We start from the raw sequence: 18,583 nt of genomic DNA on the forward strand, positions 1-18,583 counted from the left end.
CCCGCATCCCCGTGCCGTCCGGCCCTTCCGCTTCGTTCGTCCCGCACATGTGCCCGGGCGTGGTCAGTCGGCGACGACGCGCACCGAGCCCGGCACGTACTCCCGCTGCCGGATCACCCGGTACCAGCCCTTCGGGAGCGTGATCGCCGCGTGCTCCTCGTGGACGACGCGCGCTCCCTCGGGCACGTGCAGCAGCATCGGGCCGAACACGCCGGCCTCGCGGATCAGCCGCCCCGGACCGGCCACCGCATGGGCGTGCCCGGTGACCTCGCCGAGCGCCAGGACGAGCCTGCCGCGGCCGTCACGCGGTTCGGACTCCGCGTCGACCGCGTACTCCGGCACCGCGCCCTCCGCCAGCGCCACGATCAGTACGTCTCCCTGCCGGTACATGGGTCTCCCTCCCGCTGCGGCACGCCGTGTGCCATGGGAACGACCGTAGGGGCGGGCACTGACAATCGGCCCTCGCAGCGGTCGTCCACGGGGCGCCGAGGGCCCATTCGCCGTGTGGGAGGCCCCAGTTGGCCGCGTTGTCAGTGGGGCTTGGTAGAACTCCTCTACCTGGACGCGATCGGCGCGCGCCAGGACGGGAATCACGACCGCCGATCCAACGGCCCCAGTATCAGGGAGCAGGCACGCATGACCATCGGTAGCCACCTCCAGGAATTCCACGGCCTGCCGGCCTTCCCCGAGGCCGGTGACACGCTGGAGGACGAGTCCGATCTTCCGTCGCCCGAGTCCGTCGCCTGGCGGGTCGGCGTGGACTCCTACGACTCCAAGGAGGAGTGGGAGGACGCCTTCGCCCGCTTCCTGGAGGCCGTGGACACCCACCAGGTCCGCGCCCTGATCGTCGGCGCGTGGAGCGAGGTGTACGAGAACGGCCCGGAGGAGGTGATCAAGGCGCTGGTGGCGGCCCGCGACCGGCTGCCCGCCCTGCGCGGCCTGTTCCTGGGCGACATCGTGATGGAGGAGGCCGAGATCTCCTGGATCACCCAGGGCGATGTCACTCCCCTCCTGGCGGCCTTTCCCGACCTGGAGGAGTTCGCCGTCCGCGGGGGCAACGGGCTGGTCCTCTCCGCCGTCCGGCACGAGCGGCTGCGCAAGCTGACCGTGGAGAGCGGCGGCTTGTTCGTCGAGGTGGTGCGGGGCATCGCGGGCAGTGATCTGCCCGCCCTCGTCGAACTCGACCTGTGGCTGGGCACGTCCGAGTACGGGGGCAACGCGGACGTGGCCGACCTGGAGCCCTTCTTCGCGGGCACGAGGCTGCCGAGCCTGACGCATCTCGCCCTGCACAACAGCGAGATCCAGGACGAAATCTGTACGGCGCTCGCGTCCGCGCCGGTGGTGGCGCGGCTGGAGGTTCTCGACGTCTCGATGGGCGTACTCACCGACGACGGCGCGACGGCGCTGCTGACCGGTCAGCCGTTGACCCATCTGAAGAAGCTCGACCTGCGCCACAACTACCTCAGCGAGGAGTTGCGCACCCGCCTGGTGGACACCCTCGTGCCCGCCGGTGTGGAGGTCGACGCCGATCCCGGCGACGCCGACTCCGACGAGGAGGACGACGGCACGGTCTATCGGTTCGTCGCGGTGGGCGAGTAGCGCGCTCCGGAGTCGGGAACGAAGGGGGGAAGGTGAGCACCATGGGGCGCAGGGGTCCGGGGGATGCCCCGCCGAGGTGGGCGGTGGTCGCCAATGGGGACAACCGTCGGGTGAGCCTGTTCGCGGCGGCTGCGGAGGCCGCCGGTCACGGCACGCCTCGCGTGGTCGAGTGGCACGACGTGCTGCGTGCGGGCGGACACGACTTCGCGGACGACGAGTTGGTCCGCCTCGACTCTCCGGGGGAGAGCGCCGAGGTGGATGTCCTGCTGCGGGGGATCGACGATCCGACGCGGGTGGAGGGGTCCGCGCGCTGGTACGGGCGGTTCCTGGAGGGCGTGGCCTCGTTGCGCGGCGGGCGACGGCTCGACGACCCGGTGGAGCTGGCGGTGATGTTCGACAAACGGCTGTGTCACGACCGGCTCGCCCGGGCGGGCGTCCCTGTGCCGCCGTCCCCGACCTCCGGGTACGTACCGCCGGTACGGGACTGGACGGACGTACGGCGCCTCATGGCGGAGGCGGGCCTGCGGCGCGTCTTCGTCAAGCTCGCGCACGGTTCCTCCGCCTCCGGTGTGCTGGCGATCGAGACGGCCGCGTCGGGGCGGATCCGCGCGACCACGTCCGTGGAGCGCGCCGAGGAGGGACGGCTCCACAACTCCCTGCGCGTGCGCCGCTATACGGAGGAGCGGGAGATCGCCGCGATCGTCGACGCGCTCGCCCCGGACGGGCTGCACATCGAGCGATGGCTGCCGAAGGCCTCGCTCGGCGGCCGGTCGGCGGACCTGCGGATTGTCGTCGTGGGCGGCCGGGCCACCCACGCCGTCGTCCGCACGAGCCGCTCCCCGCTGACCAATCTGCATCTCGGCGGGACACGCGGCGATCTGGCGGCCGTACGGGCGCTGGCCGGTGACCGGTGGGCCACGGCCCTCGAAGCCGGCGAGCGGGCCGCGGCCTGCTTCCCCGGCACCCTGTGCGTAGGTGTCGACCTCCTGCCGGCCGTCGGCTGGCGCCGCTTCGCCGTCGGGGAGGTCAACGCGTTCGGTGACCTGCTTCCACGCCTCACCGGCCTGCCGGGCAGCGGGGCCGAGGGCATGGACACGTACGCCGCACAGGTCGCGGCGGCCCCTTCCTTCTCACTGCCAAGGACCACCCATGCCACCGTCTGAGCCCTCCCCCGCCCCGGCCGTCGGGCCGGACATGAACGAGGTGGTGGGCCGCGACGACCTGCTCCTCCTCACCCTGGACACCCTCCGGTACGACGTGGCCGTCGAACTCGCCGCCGCCGGACGGCTGCCCAACCTGACCGCGCGTCTGCCGGGCGGTGTCTGGGAGAAGCGGCACGCTCCCGGGAGTTTCACGTACGCCTCCCACCAGGCGATGTTCGCGGGCTTCCTGCCCACCCCGGCAGGACCCGGACCGCATCCGCGCCTGTTCGCCGCCAAGTTCGCGGGGAGCGAGACGACGGCGGACGGCACGTACGTCTTCGACACCCCGGACCTCGTGTCCGGCCTGGCCGCGCACGGGTACCGCACGGTGTGCATCGGCGGCGTCGGCTTCTTCAACAAACAGGGCGCCCTGGGTGACGTCCTGCCCGGGTTCTTCCAGGAGAGCCACTGGGAGCCGGAGTTCTCCGTGGCCTCCCCGACCTCCTTCGAGGCGCAGGTGGCGCGTGCCGAGAAGACGGTGTCCGAACTGCCGCCCGAGCAGCGGCTGTTCCTCTTCCTGAACGCCTCCGCGCTCCACCAGCCGAACTGGTTCCATCTGCCCGGCGCGACCCGGGAGGCGGGCGACAGCCGGGCCACCCATGCCGCCGCGCTGGAGTACGTCGACCGTCATGTCGGGCGGCTGTTCGCGGCGATGAGTTCGCGCCGCCGCTGTTTCGCCATCGTCTGTTCCGACCACGGCACCGCCTACGGGGACGACGGTTACACCGGCCACCGCCTCGGCCACGAGTCCGTGTGGACCGTGCCCTACGGCCACTTCTTCCTGGAGCCGTCCGTATGACCGTCACCGCGATGGACACCACCGTCCGCTCACCTCGCCCGTACCAGAGCTATACGTACGCGTACCCGCACAAGACCGCCTACCGGCCGCTGTCGCCCGAGCCCGGGCTCGCGGACCTATGGGCCGGGGAGTCCCGCCAGTCCCTGTCGCTGTATCTGCACATCCCGTTCTGCGAGATCCGGTGCGGCTTCTGCAACCTGTTCACCCGCATCGGCGCGCCCGACGGACTGACGGGCCGTTATCTGGACGCCGTACAGCGCCAGGCCGCCGCCGTCCGCGAGGCGTTGGGCGATGCGGAACCCCCGCGATTCGCCAACGCGGCCTTCGGCGGCGGGACTCCGACGTTCCTGGAAGCCCCGGAGCTGGAACGGCTGTGCGACATCGCCGAGCGGGAGATGGGCGTGGATCTGCGGGCCGTCCCGCTGTCCGTGGAGGCGTCGCCGTCCACGGCCACGGCCGACCGGCTGGCGGTGCTGGCCGAGCGGGGCACCACCCGCCTCAGCCTCGGTGTGCAGAGCTTCGTCGAGGAGGAGGCGCGGGCCGCCGTACGCCCGCAGCACAGGTCCGACGTCGAGGCGGCGCTCGCCCGGATCCGTGAGGCGGCCGTGCCCGTCCTCAACATCGATCTGATCTACGGCATCGACGGGCAGACAGCGGCCAGTTGGCGCTACTCCCTCGACGCGGCCCTGGCCTGGCGCCCCGAGGAGATCTACCTCTACCCCCTCTACATCCGCCCGCTCACCGGACTCGGCCGCCGTGTCGACCCGGCGGCGGCCGACCGGGAGTGGGACGAGCAGCGCCTGCGCCGCTACCGGGAGGGCCGCGACCATCTGCTCTCCCAGGGCTACGAGCAGGTGTCGATGCGGATGTTCCGGCGCTCGGACGCGCCGCCGCAGGGTCCGGACAACTACGCCTGCCAGACCGACGGCATGATCGGCCTGGGCTGCGGCGCCCGTTCGTACACCTCCCGGCTGCACTACTCCTTCGACTACGCCGTGTCGATGGGCGAGATACGCGGCATCATCGACGACTACACCGCCACCACCGACTTCTCCCGGGCACTGCACGGGCGTTGGGTCGACGAGGACGAGGCGAGGCGCCGGCATCTGCTGCAGTCGCTGCTCCAGGCCCAGGGCATGCCCGTCGCGGAGTACCGGCTGCGGTTCGGCTCCGACCCGTACGCCGACTTTCCCGCCGAGCTGGACACCCTCGACGCCCGTGGCTGGCTCGACCACGGTCAGGATAGACAACTGCGGCTGTCCGCCGAGGGGTTGGCCCACTCGGACGCCATCGGGCCCGAGTTCTTCTCACCGGACGTACGCGCCGCCATGGCCGCCTACGAGACGAAGTGAGCGGGGTCCCGTGGATCTGACGCTGCTGTACCGGGGGCCGCTCTCCTCCTGCGACTACGACTGTCCCTACTGCCCGTTCGCGAAGCGGCGCGACAGCACGGCGCAGCTCCGCGCCGATCGCGCGGCGCTGGAGCGGTTCACCGGGTGGGCGCGCGGGCAGCGGGAGGACCGGCTGTCGGTGCTCTTCACCCCGTGGGGCGAGGGACTGGTCCGCTCCTGGTACCGGCGCGCCCTCGTCGATCTTTCGCACGAGCCGCACATACGGCGGGTCGCCATCCAGACCAACCTGAGCTGCCGCACCGACTGGCTGGCGGACGCGGACCGGGACACCGTCGCCCTGTGGTGCACCTACCACCCCGGGCAGACGCCGTACGAACGGTTCCTGGCCAAGACGTATGAGCTGTCCGCCCTCGGGGTCCGTTTCAGCGTCGGTGTCGTCGGCGTGCCGGACCATCTGGAGCACGCGCGACGGCTGCGCGAGGCGCTGCCGGAGCATGTCTATCTGTGGGTGAACGCGGCCGAAGGGCACACCTACACGGACGAGGAGGCCGGCCGGTGGACGGCGCTGGACCCGCTCTTCCCGTTCAGCCGCCACCCGCACCGCTCGGCGGGCCTGCCGTGCCGCACCGGCGAGTCGGTGCTCTCGGTGGACGGCGAGGGCACGGTGCGCCGCTGCCATTTCGTCCGTACGGAGCTGGGAAATCTGTACGACGGCTCGTACCGCGCCGCGCTCGGCCCCCGGGCCTGCCCGCTGACCGTGTGCGACTGCCACATCGGTTACGTGCATCTGGAGACACTGCCGCTGTACGACGTGTTCGCGGGCGGCATCCTGGAGCGCGTGCCGAGGGCTCTCCCGGACCGGGCGCTCCTGCCGCTGGTCCCGTCCGAGTTGGCGTCGACGACGGCCGGCGTGACAGGGTCGCCCGAGTCGTGAACGTGCTGTGGGTGAGAGGAAGTTCGTGGACACGCAGACCTGGGACGCACTGGCCGCATCGATGAGGAACGCGTACACCGCGGGTCTGGGCGAGGGGGCGGTGCCCCGTCCGGTCATCATGCCGCTGGTCCGCGGTGAACTGGTCGGCCTGGTCTGGCTGCGTCCCGTCGAGACCGGCAAGGACGCGCTCACCGGCATCGCCCAGCTGTCGAACATCGCCGCGGCGGCCGGTGCCGACGAGGTCGTCCTCGCCTGGGAGACCCGGGACGTCGCCGCCCTGTGCGAGTCGCCGGTCACCGGCCCGGCGCCGTGCCTGAACCTGGTGCACGCCACGAAGGACGGCCACACCCTGCACCGGTTCCCGTACGCCGAGCAGCCCCTCGGCCACACCCCCGAGGGCCCGGCCGCGATCGAGCCGCAGTGGCTGCTCGCACCCGAACCCCAGCCGGGCGGCGAGCTGATCCCGCCGGTCCGGGCCGCGGTCGACTACTCCTTCGTCCCGCTCGAGATCGACCATCCCTCCCCCTTCGGGGTCACCGTCATCCTGATGGAGGAGGACGGCTACAACGTGCGCCTGACCGAGGCGTTCGCCCTCTGAAGCTGCTCCCCGGAGAGGGGCGACGACGCGCCCAGCGGTGCCGGGCTGCCCGTCCTGCGGATCCGCGCCGGATTCAATACACCCGGCGCGATCCCCCGCCCGAGCCGCTCACCCCGACCCGACCGGAAGTGATGCCAGCCATGACCGAACTGCCCACCGAACTCTCCGCATCGGCGCTGGTGGTCACCGGGGCCACGGGACGCCTCGGCGGACGTGTCGCCCGCCGCCTGGCCCAGCGGGGCATCGCGCAACGGCTGCTGGTGCGCAGCCCCGAGCGGGCGCCCGACCTCCCCCGTGCCACGGCGGTCCGCGGCGGTTTCGGCGACCACGACGCCGTCGTCCGTGGACTGCGCGGCGCGAAGACCGTGTTCATGGTGTCCGCCTCCGAGAGCGCCGACCGGCTCGACCAGCACAAGGCCTTCGTGGACAGCGTGGCGGAGGCCGGTGTCGAGCACCTGGTGTACGTGTCGTTCTTCGGCGCCGCGCCCTGTGCGACGTTCACGCTGGCCCGCGACCACTTCCACACCGAGGAGCACATCCGCACCAGCGGGCTGGCGTACACCTTCCTGCGCGACAACATGTACGCGGAGTTCGTCCCGGAACTGGCGGGTGCGGACGGTGTCATCCGTGGTCCGGCCGGGCAGGGGCGGGCCGCCTTCGTCTCGCAGGACGACATCGCCGACGCGGCGACCGCGGTCCTGACACGCCCGGGCGACCACTCGGGAGCCGTGTACGACCTGACGGGGCCGGAGTCCCTGACGCTGGACGACGCCGCCCGCATCGTGTCCGAGGTGCTCGGCCGCAGCATCACCTATGAGCCGGAGACGGTCGAGGAGGCGTACGCCTCCCGCGCCTCCTACGGCGCGCCACCCTGGCAGCTCGACGCGTGGGTGTCCACCTACACGGCCATCGCGGCCGGCCAGCTCGACGGTGTCAGCGACGCGGTGCCCTTCCTCACCGGCCGCCCGGCCACGCCCCTGGCGGACGTCGTTCGCGCCACCAAGGGCTGAACCCGCCACCGCCTGGCCTCGACGTACCGCCTACGAAGGACACGCCAGTGGTACCGCGGTACCACCCGGCCACCGAAGTGTCCCCTGTGGTCCCACGGCCGCGGCCTGCCGTTCTCGTAGCTTCGACATCAGGCGCCGCGCTGTGTGTGCGGCCGTGTTCGCGGCAGGAGAGGCCACTTCCATGATCGAAGCGCGTGAGCTGACAAAGCGGTACGGCGACAAGACGGTCGTCGACCACTTGAGCTTCACCGTCAAACCGGGAGAGGTGACCGGCTTCCTGGGGCCCAACGGAGCGGGCAAGTCCACGACCATGCGCATGATCATCGGGCTGGACTCCCCGACGGGCGGCTCGGTCACGGTCAACGGACGCTCCTACGCGAAGCACGCGGCGCCCCTGCACGAGATCGGCTCCCTCCTTGAGGCCAAGTCCGTCCACCCGGGGCGTACCGCGTTCAACCATCTGATGGCGCTGGCCCACACCCACGGCATCTCCCGCCGCCGGGTGGACGAGGTCATCGAGCTGGCGGGGCTGACCAGCGTGGCCGGCAAGCGGGCGGGCGCCTTCTCGCTCGGCATGGGCCAGCGGCTCGGTATCGCCTCGGCGCTGCTCGCCGACCCGGCGATCGTCATGCTCGACGAACCGGTCAACGGCCTCGACCCCGAGGGCGTGCTGTGGGTACGCAACCTGCTGCGGTCCCTGGCCGACGAGGGCCGGGCCGTGATGCTCTCCTCCCACCTGATGAGCGAGACCGCACTGATCGCCGACCACCTCGTGATCATCGGCCGGGGCCGCCTCCTCGCGGACACCACGGTCGACGACTTCACCCGGGAGGCGGGCGGCGGAGGCGTGAAGGTCGCCACCACCGAGGCTGTGCGGCTGCGTTCGCTGCTGGCGGGCCCGGACGTCACCATCAGCTCGTCCTCCGCCGAGGAGCTGGTGGTGTCGGGGCGGAGCGCCCGGGAGATCGGGGCCGTCGCCGCCGAGCACGGGGTGGCGCTGTACGAACTCACCCCGCAGTCGGTCTCCCTGGAGGAGGCCTTCATGGCCCTCACCCACGACGCCGTCGAGTACCAGAGCGCCCCCGCCGACACCGCACGAAAGGCCGCCTGATGACCACCGACACCCTTTCCGCGGCTCCCGCCCGCACGACGGTGCACAAGGTGACCGGCCTTCGGGTACTGCGTTCGGAGTGGGCCAAGTTCTGGTCGCTGCGCTCCAGTTGGATCACCCTGGGCGTCTCCCTGCTCCTGCTCGTCGCCCTCGGGGCCATCGCCTCCGCCACCTACAGCCCGGACGTCGTCGCCGACGGAGGCGCGCCCGGCGGCCCTGGCTCCGGCACCCAGGACGCGGTCAGCCTGGCGCTGCTCGGCGTGACCTTCGCCTCGCTGGCTGTCGGCGTCCTCGGTGTACTCCTGTCAGCGGGCGAGTACAGCACCGGCATGATCCGCTCCACCCTCGCCGCGGTACCGCGGCGGCTGCCCGTCCTGTGGTCCAAGGCCGCCGTGATCGGGTCCATCGCCCTGGTCGTCACCGCTGTGGGCGCACTGGCCGCCTTCCAGCTGGGCACCTTCGGCCTGGACGGCGAGAAGATCGCCCTGTCGCTGAGCGACGACGGCGTACTGCGCAGTCTGGCCGGCGCCGGTGTCTACCTCGGTCTGGTCGCCGTGTTCGGTGTGGCCCTGGGTGTGCTGCTGCGCTCCTCCGCCGGGGCCATCGCGGTCCTCGTCGGTGTCCTGCTCATCCTGCCCGGCCTGGCCTCGCTGCTGCCCGACTCCCTGTACGACAGCATCAACCCGTACTTCCCCAGCAACGCGGGCTCGGCCATCTACGCCCTGCACGACTCGTCCGACGCCCTCTCCCCCGGCGCGGGACTCGCCGTCTTCGCCGGCTGGGTGGCGCTGACCCTCGCCGGGGCGGCCTACCGGCTGGTCCGCAGCGACGCGTGAGTCGCGGGGCGGGGACAATGAGGGCCATGAGCCCCGAGCGGACGGCACCCGCCGCGCATCCGGACCGGGGGACGGCACTCGAGCCGTCCTCCGGGTTCGACGCCGCCTGGACGCACCCACTGCTGGGCCGTCTGTTGCGCGACCAGAACCGGCGTCAGCGGCTGGACCGGCGGCATCCGTGGCTGCTCGACACCGCGGTGGTGGTGTTCGTGGCCCTCACCAGCCTGCCCGACGTGTTCTCCGACGAGAGGAACGGTCCCTTCGAGGAGACGGCCCGCAACAGCGACCGTCCGACCGTCGTCCTGCTGGCCTTCGCCCTCGCGCTCATCGTGCCGCTGTGGTGGCGGCGCAGAGCCCCGGCCGCCACGTTCTTCGTGATCGCGCTGGTGTCCGTCGCCCAGGGGATCCTGGGCATCTGGCAGCAGGCCGGAATGAGCACCCTCGTCGCCCTGTACACGCTGGCCCTGCACGGGTCGTTGCGGATCCTGGGCTGGGCCGCCGCGCTGACCGGCGTCCAGGTCGCTCTGGCCGTGTTCGTCCTGGTGCCCGTCAAGCCTCCGCTGCTCGCCATGTTCTTCCTGCTGGGGACGGCGACCGCTGCCATCGCCGTCGGCCTGACCCTCCGGATCCGCCGGATGTACCTGGCGGCACTGGAGGACCGCGCCGCCCGCCTGGAGATCGAGCGCGACCAACGCGTCCGGCTGACCGCCGCCGCCGAGCGGTCCCGGGTCGCGCGCGAGATGCACGACATCGTCGGCCACAACCTCTCCGTCATGGTCAGCGTCGCCGACGGCGCCGCGACCCTCGCCACCAACCGGGGCGAGCAGTCGGCCGAGGCGCTGCGCATCCTCGGCGACACCGGCCGCCAGGCCATGGGCGAACTCCGCCGCGTCCTGGGCGTCCTGCGCGAGGACCAGGACGACGTACGGCTGCTCAACCCCCAGCCCGGCATCCGCGACCTGGACCTCCTGCTGACCCGGGTCCGGGCGGCCGGGCTGACGGTGACCTACCGGACGGTGGGCGAACTAGACGCGCTGACCAGCGGCGTCCAGCTCACCGTGTACCGCATCGTCCAGGAGGCCCTGACCAACACCCTCAAGCACGCGGGTACGGGCTCCACCGCCGAGGTCACCGTGGCTGCGGACGCCGGCCGGGTGCGGGTACGCGTCGAGGACACCGGCCTGCCCCCGGGGGCGTCCCCGGAGCCGGCGCCGCACACCGGCGACGCCGGTCACGGGGTGGTCGGCATCCGCCAGCGGGCCGCCATGTACAGCGGTGCCGTCACCATCGGACCGCGCGACAGCGGCCACGGCTGGCTCGTGGACGTCGTGCTCGACGCACCGTCCGCGCCCGCCGCGTCGGCACCGGGAGAGCAGCTGCCATGACCACCGTGCTGATCGCGGACGACCAGCCCCTGCAGCGCATGGGCTTCCGCATGCTGATCGAGGGCACCCCCGGCCTGACGCCGGTCGGTGAGGCCGCGCACGGCGCCGAGGCCGTCCGGCTGGCCTCGGAACTGCGCCCCGACGTCGTCCTGATGGACATCCGTATGCCCGGCATGGACGGTCTGGAGGCCACCCGCCGCATCATCGCCTCCGGCGGTCGCACGCGCGTGCTCATCGTGACCACCTTCGACCTCGACGAGTACGCGTATGAAGGCCTGCGCGCCGGCGCCAGCGGCTTCCTGCTCAAGGACGCCCGCCCCGAGGAACTCGTCGCCGGCATCCACGCGGTCGCGACCGGCGACGCCGTCGTGGCACCCCGCCTGACCCGCCGCCTCCTGGACGCCTACGCCCACCAGGTCCTCGCCCCGCCCGGCGCCCCGGCGGCCGTCGACCCCCGGCTGCGGACGCTCAGCGACCGTGAACGCGAGGTGCTGGTCGCCATCGCGCAGGGCTGGACGAACAGCGAGATCGCCGAGCGGCTCGTCCTGACCGAGTCCACCGTCAAGAAGCATGTCGGCCGCGTCCTCGCCAAGATCGGCGCGCGCGACCGCATCCAGGCCGTGATCACGGCGTACGACGCCGGACTGGTCAGGGCCAAGCCGTAGGGCTGTCGATCGGAGCGCGCCGCAGGCGCGGGGCATGGCACGATCTCCCCGAGCGTGGACTCCCATCGCGCGGGCGTGCGGGCCTACGCGGCGGCGAACCGCGGTCCGTTCCGGGTCAGCGGCCCTTGCGTACCCGGGCCGCCGCACGTGCTTCCGCCGTCTTGCGGACCTCGGCGGCCTTGCGGGACTCCTTCGCGGGGCGGCCCGGGCGGGTGCCGATGCCTCGGAAGGGGGCGTTGCCGGTGGTGGTCTTCGGCGCGGTCGGCGGGCGCTTCGCGCCGGTGATGGCGGTCAGCTTCTCCTCGCCGGAGCGCACCTGGGCGACCGTCGGCCGGATTCCGGCGTCCGACATCATCCGGTTCACGTCGCGCCGCTGGTTGGGGGTGACCAGGGTGACCACCTTCCCGGACTCCCCCGCGCGTGCCGTACGTCCGCCGCGGTGCAGGTAGTCCTTCGCGTCGGCGGGCGGATCGACGTTGACGACGAGGTCCAGCGCGTCGATGTGGATGCCCCGCGCGGCGACGTTGGTGGCCACCAGCACGGTGATCTCGCCGTCCTTGAACTGGCCGAGCGTGTGCGTGCGTTGGGGCTGCGACTTCCCGCTGTGCAGGGCGCCGGCGCGGACTCCGCTGGCCCGCAGGTGCCGGGTGAACTGGTCGACGCCGGTCTTGGTGTCCAGGAACATCAGGACGCGGCCGTCCCGGGCGGCGATCTCGGTCGCGGTCGCGTACTTGTCGGCGGCGTGGATGTTCAGGACGTGGTGTTCCATCGTGGTGACCGAGCCCGCCAGCCGGTCGACCGAGGCGAGCACGGGGTCGTGGAGGTGATCGCGTACCAGCTGGTCGACGTTGTGGTCGAGCGTGGCCGAGAACAGCAGCCGCTGTCCGTCGGGGCGTACCTGGTCGACGAGGTCCGAGACCTGCGGCAGAAAGCCCAGGTCGCACATCTGGTCGGCCTCGTCCAGCACCGTGATCCGGACATGGTTCAGGAGGCAGTCCCGGCGCGACACCAGGTCGGTCAGCCGCCCCGGCGTCGCGATGACCACCTCGGCACCGGCCCGCAGCGCCGCCTGCTGCTTGTTGATCGACAGTCCGCCGACCACCGTCGCCAGCCGTACGTTCAGTGTCCGCGCGTACGGTTCCAGCGCGTCGCCGACCTGCTGGGCGAGTTCCCGGGTCGGCACCAGGACCAGCGCGAGGGGCCGCTTCGCCTCGGCGCGCAGTCCCGCCGTACGGACGAGCAGCGCGAGCCCGAAGGCGAGCGTCTTGCCGGAGCCGGTGCGGGCGCGGCCCAGGACATCGCGGCCGGCGAGCGCGTTGGGGAGGGTCGCCGCCTGGATCGGGAAGGGCTCCGTCACCCCGAGGTCCGTCATCGTCGCCAGCAGCTTCGGCGGCAGCCCGAGCGCGTCGAAGGACTCGGCCGGCGGCAGGCCTGTCGCCCCCTCGGGCGTACCGGCACCGGGGTGTCCGTGAGCTGACGGTTCGGGGTTCATGAGGAGCCTTCCTGGTCTGGCGCCTGCAACGCGCTGGGGCCCGTACCCATCCGGTACGGGCCCCAGCGGTGTCGAAGCGTGACCCCATTTTACCAGCGGTGGACTTCCGGGCTTCCGGACCTCCGGTCACCGGGATTCAGCTCCCCGGGTGCTGAATGCGTTCGTATTCCTCTATTGGACCCCGGGGCGTCCGGCGGGCAAGGCTGGAGTGCAAGCCTTGCTCCGCGACCGCGACCCCCGGAAGAGGTAACGAGCACATGCAGACTCGACGTATCGGTGACCTGGAGGTCAGTGCGATCGGTCTGGGCGGTATGCCCATGTCGATCGAGGGCCGGCCGGACGAGGCCCGTTCTCTCGCCACCATCCACGCCGCGCTCGACGCGGGCCTGACGCTGATCGACACGGCGGACGCCTACCACCGGGACGCCGACGAGGTCGGCCACAACGAGACCCTCATCGCGAAGGCGCTCGCCACACATGAGCGCGGCGCGGACGTGCTGGTCGCCACCAAGGGCGGGCATCTGCGTCCCGGTGACGGCAGTTGGACCCTGAACGGCTCCCCCGCGTACATCAAGGAGGCGTGCGAGGCCTCGCTGCGGCGCCTCGGCGTGGAGGCCATCGGGCTGTACCAGTTCCACCGGCCCGACCCCAAGGTCCCGTACGGGGAGTCGGTCGGCGCGATCCGGGACCTGCTGGACGAGGGCAAGATACGTCTGGCCGGTATCTCCAACGCGAACCCGGACCAGATCCGGCAGGCGAACGAGATCCTCGGCGGGCGTCTGGTATCCGTGCAGAACCAGTTCTCCCCGGCCTTCCGCTCCAGCGAGCCGGAACTGCGGCTCTGCGACGAGCTGGGCATCGCGTTCCTGCCCTGGAGCCCGCTCGGCGGTATCTCCCGGGCCGGCGGGCTCGGTTCGACGTACGCCGCCTTCGCCCGGGTCGCCGAGGCCCACGGTGTGAGTCCGCAGCGCGTGTGCCTGGCCTGGATGCTCGCCAAGTCCCCGGTGGTCGTCCCGATCCCGGGTTCCTCCCGCCCGGAGACCATCCGCGACTCGGCTGCCGCCGTGGAACTGGTGCTCTCCGCCGAGGAGTTGACCGAGCTGGACGCCGTCTGAGCCGCTGGAGCCCGGCCCGGGTGGGCAGGGCTCCCTCTCCACCATCCGGCGCGGGCACCTTGACGCGGCCTTGAACATTCGCACGTCCGTTCATGGCAGCCGGCGAGGAGTTCGGTCACATGACCCTGACCGCTCACCGCTTCTATATCGACACCACGAACAACGCCCAGGGCGGCTTTCTGCACGTCGACCGTCTCCACCTGGACCTGCGTGATGTGCGGGTGACGTACAAGGAACTGTCCGGAGCGGTCACCCGACTCGCGGGCAACGGCGGCCCGTTGCAGGTCTCCCGGGCGGCGGGATCGAACGGCCAGGCGGCACGCGTCAAGGTCGCGGGCACGGTCGGCGGGACGGCGATGAACGCCACGGGCACGCTCCTGGCGCAGGGCACGGAGCTTTCCCTGACGGTCCCCGGCGTCGAACAGGCCGGACCGGTCTGGCGGGTCGGCCTCCCCGAAGGCGTCGGCTTCGAATCGGCGCGGGCCGGCGCGGACGGTGTCGAGATCGGCCTCGTCGGTCACCAGGTGACGCTCGGCTCGTCGCGCTTCGGAGGGTGAGTCGGCTGCGCCACTCCGCCCAGTGGGCCGGTTCCCGACTCCTCTTCAAGATCGTCCAACCCGGGACCAACTGACCAACCGAAGGCCCCGTGACTGTCAGCCGCCCCTGCGCAGGACCCGGGACAGTCCGAGGGCCGCCGTCCGTACGGCGGGTGCCAGTTGGGCCGGGCTGAAGCGGGCACGCGGTACCGCGACCGACAGGGCGGCGACCGTGGTGCCGCCCGCGAAGACCGGGGCCGCGATGCAGCTCATGCCCAGCGCGGCCTCCTGCTCCTCGTAGGCGAGGCCCGAGACGCGGATCTTCTCCAGGACCGTCCGCATCCGGGCCGGGTCGGTGATCGAGTGCGGGGTGAGGCTCGGCAGCGGCCGGGACAGCACCTCCTCCATCAGCTCCGTACCCGAGAAGGCCAGCAGGGCCTTGCCCACGCCGGTGCAGGTCAGCGGCAGACTGCCGCCGATGCGGGACGGCAGCCAGGAGGCCTCGTGGCCGTGGATGCGCTCCAGGTAGACCACTTCCAGGCCCTCACGGACAGCGAGGTGGACGGTCTCGCGGGTGGCCTCGAACAGATCCTGGAGGAAGGGCAGGGCCGTCTCCCGCAGATCGAGCCGGTGCGGCACCAGCGAACCCAGCTCAAACAGCTTGGCGCCGAGCCGGTACTCGGCACCCGAGCGCTCCAGCCAGCCCAGCCCGACGAGATCCGCCGCCAGCCGGTGCACCGTGGGCTTGGGCAGACCCGTACGCTCCGAAAGTTCCGACAGACGGAAAGAACCACCGTCCGGACGGAAGCTCTCGATGATGAGCGCGGCCTTTTCCAGCATGCTGCCGCCCGCGTTGTTCCGTGTCACGGAACAAAGTTTGTCCCTTCGCCCGGACGCTGTCTATATCGGTATCGAACCGCCGCTTCCCCACCCCTCTTGGAACCCTGGAGGCAACCCATGTCGACCGTTCCCGACGGTGTCCACCCGGACCCCGTGTCACCGGCCGTGCTCAAGGCCGCCGATCTGCTGGCGGAGGCCACCCGTACCGGCGTCCCCTGTCCGCCCGTCCGTGATCTGTTCGAGGAGGGCGCCGATCTGCGGACCGCCTACGCCGTGCAGCAGCTGAACGTCCGGCGCGGCTCGGACGCCGGACGCCGGATCGTCGGCCGGAAGATCGGCCTGACCTCGGTCGCCGTACAGCGCCAACTCGGCGTGGACCAGCCCGACTTCGGCGCGCTGTTCGCCGACATGGCCGTGCCCGACGGCGGCACGGTGCCCGCCGGGCGGCTGCTGCAGCCCAAGGTGGAGGCGGAGGTCGCCCTGGTGCTCGGGCGCGATCTGCCGCACCCGGAGTGCACGGTCGTCGACGTGCTGCGGGCGGTCGACTTCGCGCTGCCCGCGCTGGAGATCGTGGACAGCCGGGTGCGGGACTGGGACATCTCCCTCCTCGACACGGTCGCCGACAACGCCTCCTGCGGGCTGTACGTCCTCGGCGCCACCCCCGTCCCCCTCACCGCCGTGGACCTGCGCGCCGTGACGATGACCATGACCCGGAACGGCGAGACCGTCTCCGAGGGCACCGGCGCCGACTGTCTCGGCAGCCCGCTCAACGCGGCGGTGTGGCTGGCCTCGGCGCTCGCCGAGCGCGGCGACCCGCTGCGCGCCGGCGACCTGGTGCTGACCGGGGCCCTGGGCCCGATGGCGCCCGCGGCCGCCGGTGATGTGTTCGAGGCCCGTATCTCGGGCCTGGGCTCGGTACGGGCCGCCTTCGCCTCGGACACCGAGGGAGACGACCAGTGAGCGGCAAGACCAAGGTGGCCGTCATCGGCTCGGGCAACATCGGCACCGACCTCATGATCAAGGTGCTGCGGCTGTCGGAGACCCTGGAGATCGCCGCCATGGCCGGCATCGATCCCGACTCCGACGGACTGGCCCGCGCCCGCCGCCTGAAGGTGGCCACCACCCACAAGGGTGTCGAGGGGCTCGTCGCCCTGGACGAGTTCGCCGACGTGGAGATCGTCTTCGACGCCACCTCCGCCGGGGCCCACCGGCACCACGACGCGGTACTGCGCCCGCTGGGCCGCACCCTCGTCGACCTCACCCCGGCCGCCCTGGGCCCGTATGTGGTCCCGCCCGTCAACGGCGACGCCCACCTGGACGCGCCGAACGTCAACATGGTCACCTGCGGCGGCCAGGCCACCATCCCGATCGTCGCCGCCGTGGGCGCGGTCACCCCGGTCCACTACGGCGAGATCGTCGCCTCCATCGCCTCCCGCTCGGCCGGTCCCGGCACCCGCGCCAACATCGACGAGTTCACCGAGACCACCTCCGCCGCGATCGAGAAGGTCGGCGGGGCCGCCCGCGGCAAGGCGATCATCGTCCTCAACCCGGCCGAACCCCCGCTGATCATGCGGGACACCGTGCATTGCCTGGTCTCCGACTGCGCCACCGAGGCCGTCACGGCGTCCGTGGAGGAGATGGTCGGCCAGGTCCAGGCGTACGTGCCCGGCTACCGGCTCAAGCAGAAGGTGCAGTACGAGCGGGTCGCCGCCGACGACCCCCTGCGCACCCTCGCCCCGGGCACGGCCGACACGCTGAAGGTGTCGGTCTTCCTGGAGGTCGAGGGCGCCGCCCACTACCTCCCGGCCTACGCCGGAAACCTCGACATCATGACCTCGGCCGCGCTGCGCACCGCCCAACGCATCACCGCACAACGCCTGACCGCACAAGGCGCCACCGAAGGGGCCGCCCGATGAGCAGCACGCCAACCACGACGACCACCCGTCTGTACGTCCAGGACGTCACCCTGCGGGACGGTATGCACGCCATCCGGCACCGCTACACCGTCGGCCAGGCCCGCGCGATCGCCGCCGCCCTGGACTCGGCGGGCGTCGCGGCGATCGAGATCGCCCACGGCGACGGTCTGGCCGGCTCCAGCATCAACTACGGCGTCGGCGCCCACACCGACTGGGAGTGGATCGAGGCCGTGGTGGACGCCACCGTGCACGCGGTGCCCACGACCCTGCTGCTGCCCGGCATCGGCACGCTCCACGATCTCAGGCGGGCCCACGCCCTCGGCATCCGCAGCGTCCGGATCGCCACCCACTGCACCGAGGCCGACATCTCCGCCCAGCACATCGCCGCGGCACGGGAGTTGGGCATGGACGTCGCCGGGTTCCTGATGATGTCCCACATGGCGGAACCGGCCGAACTCGCCCGCCAGGCCAAGCTGATGGAGTCGTACGGCGCCCACTGCGTGTACGTCACCGACTCCGGCGGCCGGCTCACGATGGACGACGTCCGCGACCGCTTCCGCGCCTACCGCGAAGTCCTCGACCCGGCAACGGAGTTGGGCATCCACGCCCACCACAACCTCGCCCTGGGCGTGGCCAACACGGTCGTCGCCGTGGAGAGCGGCGCAGTGCGGGTCGACGCCTCGCTCGCCGGGCAGGGCGCGGGGGCGGGCAACTGCCCGTTGGAGGCCTTCGTCGCGGTCGCCGACCTGATGGGCTGGGACCACGCCTGCGACCTGTTCCCGCTCATGGACGCCGCCGACGATCTCGTACGCCCCTTGCAGGACCGCGAGGTACGGGTCGACCGCGAAACCCTCACCCTCGGCTACGCGGGCGTGTACTCCAGCTTCCTGCGCCACGCCGAGATCGCCGCCACCCGCCACGGTCTCGACACCCGCGCCATCCTCGTCGAGGCGGGCCGACGCGGCATGGTGGGCGGCCAGGAGGACATGATCACCGACATCGCACTCGACCTCACCGCCGACACCCGGAGCGCGACCTGACCCCGGGCGCAAGACGACGATCTTGCCCGGCTCACCGCCGACGGTGAGCCGGCGGGCGTCCGGGCAAGCCGGTTCGGCAGCGTACGAAGTCGCGGCGCCACCGTAGCCCGCGTACGGTGCTCGTGGCGGGCGCATGTGCTCCATGGACCATGG

19 protein-coding genes are annotated in these 18,583 nt (G+C 71.8%); 16 read left to right on the forward strand and 3 right to left on the reverse strand.

Translation table 11 applies throughout. The features are described from left to right. Nucleotides 1-63 precede the first annotated feature (63 nt). Nucleotides 64-390 carry a hypothetical protein gene (locus LUX31_RS00730; RefSeq protein WP_235472551.1) on the reverse strand — a complete coding sequence of 109 codons (327 nt, stop codon included), beginning with the start codon at nt 388-390 and terminating at the stop codon, nt 64-66. A gap of 246 nt (nt 391-636) precedes the next feature. On the opposite strand from LUX31_RS00730, the gene LUX31_RS00735 reads away from it, so the two are divergent. The 11 genes from LUX31_RS00735 to LUX31_RS00785 all read left to right on the forward strand — a co-directional run bounded on the left by LUX31_RS00735 (nt 637) and on the right by LUX31_RS00785 (nt 11,491). Further along, the gene (locus LUX31_RS00735) at nt 637-1,599 is read left to right on the forward strand and encodes an STM4015 family protein (RefSeq protein ID WP_235472552.1); all 963 of its coding nucleotides are present in this window, start codon (nt 637-639) and stop codon (nt 1,597-1,599) included. Between the two features lie 41 nt (nt 1,600-1,640). Then, complete coding sequence (locus LUX31_RS00740; RefSeq protein ID WP_235472553.1) at nt 1,641-2,762, forward strand: STM4014 family protein; 1,122 nt, start codon at nt 1,641-1,643, stop codon at nt 2,760-2,762. 31 nt (nt 2,763-2,793) lie between these two features. After that, nucleotides 2,794-3,600, forward strand: coding sequence for an STM4013/SEN3800 family hydrolase (locus tag LUX31_RS00745; RefSeq protein ID WP_235479747.1), 807 nt, complete (start codon nt 2,794-2,796; stop codon nt 3,598-3,600). Next, nucleotides 3,597-4,952 (forward strand): STM4012 family radical SAM protein, encoded by a 1,356-nt coding sequence (locus tag LUX31_RS00750; protein ID WP_235472554.1) that lies wholly within the window; start codon nt 3,597-3,599, stop codon nt 4,950-4,952. The genes LUX31_RS00745 and LUX31_RS00750 overlap by 4 nt, the downstream gene beginning before the upstream one ends. A gap of 10 nt (nt 4,953-4,962) precedes the next feature. Beyond that, nucleotides 4,963-5,886, forward strand: a complete 924-nt coding sequence (locus LUX31_RS00755) for an STM4011 family radical SAM protein (RefSeq protein ID WP_235472555.1) — start codon at nt 4,963-4,965, stop codon at nt 5,884-5,886. A 25-nt stretch (nt 5,887-5,911) separates the two neighbouring features. Next, nucleotides 5,912-6,484, forward strand: coding sequence for a hypothetical protein (locus tag LUX31_RS00760; RefSeq protein ID WP_235472556.1), 573 nt, complete (start codon nt 5,912-5,914; stop codon nt 6,482-6,484). Between the two features lie 131 nt (nt 6,485-6,615). Continuing rightward, nucleotides 6,616-7,494 carry an SDR family oxidoreductase gene (locus LUX31_RS00765; protein ID WP_443045913.1) on the forward strand — a complete coding sequence of 293 codons (879 nt, stop codon included), beginning with the start codon at nt 6,616-6,618 and terminating at the stop codon, nt 7,492-7,494. 181 nt (nt 7,495-7,675) lie between these two features. Next, a complete protein-coding gene (locus tag LUX31_RS00770; RefSeq protein WP_235472558.1) occupies nt 7,676-8,605 on the forward strand; it encodes an ABC transporter ATP-binding protein in 930 nt (309 codons plus the stop codon). Beyond that, nucleotides 8,605-9,441 (forward strand): ABC transporter permease, encoded by an 837-nt coding sequence (locus LUX31_RS00775; protein WP_235472559.1) that lies wholly within the window; start codon nt 8,605-8,607, stop codon nt 9,439-9,441. The genes LUX31_RS00770 and LUX31_RS00775 overlap by 1 nt, the downstream gene beginning before the upstream one ends. 26 nt (nt 9,442-9,467) lie before the next feature. Continuing rightward, on the forward strand, nt 9,468-10,826 hold the full coding sequence (locus tag LUX31_RS00780) for a sensor histidine kinase (RefSeq protein ID WP_235472560.1): 1,359 nt from the start codon (nt 9,468-9,470) through the stop codon (nt 10,824-10,826). Next, nucleotides 10,823-11,491 (forward strand): response regulator, encoded by a 669-nt coding sequence (locus LUX31_RS00785; protein ID WP_235472561.1) that lies wholly within the window; start codon nt 10,823-10,825, stop codon nt 11,489-11,491. Before LUX31_RS00780 ends, LUX31_RS00785 begins: the two co-directional genes overlap by 4 nt. A gap of 115 nt (nt 11,492-11,606) precedes the next feature. Here the strand turns inward: LUX31_RS00785 and LUX31_RS00790 are convergent, their stop codons facing one another. Continuing rightward, nucleotides 11,607-12,983, reverse strand: coding sequence for a DEAD/DEAH box helicase (locus LUX31_RS00790; protein WP_235472562.1), 1,377 nt, complete (start codon nt 12,981-12,983; stop codon nt 11,607-11,609). A gap of 257 nt (nt 12,984-13,240) precedes the next feature. Here LUX31_RS00790 and LUX31_RS00795 point away from each other — a divergent pair, with 257 nt between their 5' ends. Next, a complete protein-coding gene (locus tag LUX31_RS00795; RefSeq protein ID WP_235472563.1) occupies nt 13,241-14,098 on the forward strand; it encodes an aldo/keto reductase in 858 nt (285 codons plus the stop codon). Nucleotides 14,099-14,217: 119 nt separating this feature from the next. Continuing rightward, nucleotides 14,218-14,655: a hypothetical protein gene (locus LUX31_RS00800; protein WP_235472564.1), complete on the forward strand. Its 438-nt coding sequence runs from the start codon at nt 14,218-14,220 to the stop codon at nt 14,653-14,655. 96 nt (nt 14,656-14,751) lie between these two features. Here LUX31_RS00800 and LUX31_RS00805 read toward each other — a convergent pair whose 3' ends face one another. After that, nucleotides 14,752-15,474, reverse strand: coding sequence for an IclR family transcriptional regulator (locus LUX31_RS00805; protein ID WP_235479748.1), 723 nt, complete (start codon nt 15,472-15,474; stop codon nt 14,752-14,754). Nucleotides 15,475-15,591: 117 nt separating this feature from the next. On the opposite strand from LUX31_RS00805, the gene mhpD reads away from it, so the two are divergent. Genes mhpD through dmpG form a run of 3 tightly spaced genes read left to right on the forward strand, consistent with a single transcriptional unit; the run spans nt 15,592 to nt 18,430 of the window. Continuing rightward, nucleotides 15,592-16,434, forward strand: coding sequence for a 2-keto-4-pentenoate hydratase (gene mhpD / locus LUX31_RS00810; RefSeq protein WP_235472565.1), 843 nt, complete (start codon nt 15,592-15,594; stop codon nt 16,432-16,434). Continuing rightward, nucleotides 16,431-17,390, forward strand: a complete 960-nt coding sequence (locus LUX31_RS00815; protein ID WP_268828097.1) for an acetaldehyde dehydrogenase (acetylating) — start codon at nt 16,431-16,433, stop codon at nt 17,388-17,390. Before mhpD ends, LUX31_RS00815 begins: the two co-directional genes overlap by 4 nt. Next, nucleotides 17,387-18,430 (forward strand): 4-hydroxy-2-oxovalerate aldolase, encoded by a 1,044-nt coding sequence (gene dmpG / locus LUX31_RS00820; RefSeq protein ID WP_235472566.1) that lies wholly within the window; start codon nt 17,387-17,389, stop codon nt 18,428-18,430. The genes LUX31_RS00815 and dmpG overlap by 4 nt, the downstream gene beginning before the upstream one ends. The last annotated feature ends 153 nt before the right edge of the window (nt 18,431-18,583 follow it).

Origin of the sequence: Streptomyces sp. GQFP, from assembly GCF_021545335.1 — a bacterium.
Classification (GTDB): Bacteria; Actinomycetota; Actinomycetes; order Streptomycetales; family Streptomycetaceae; genus Streptomyces.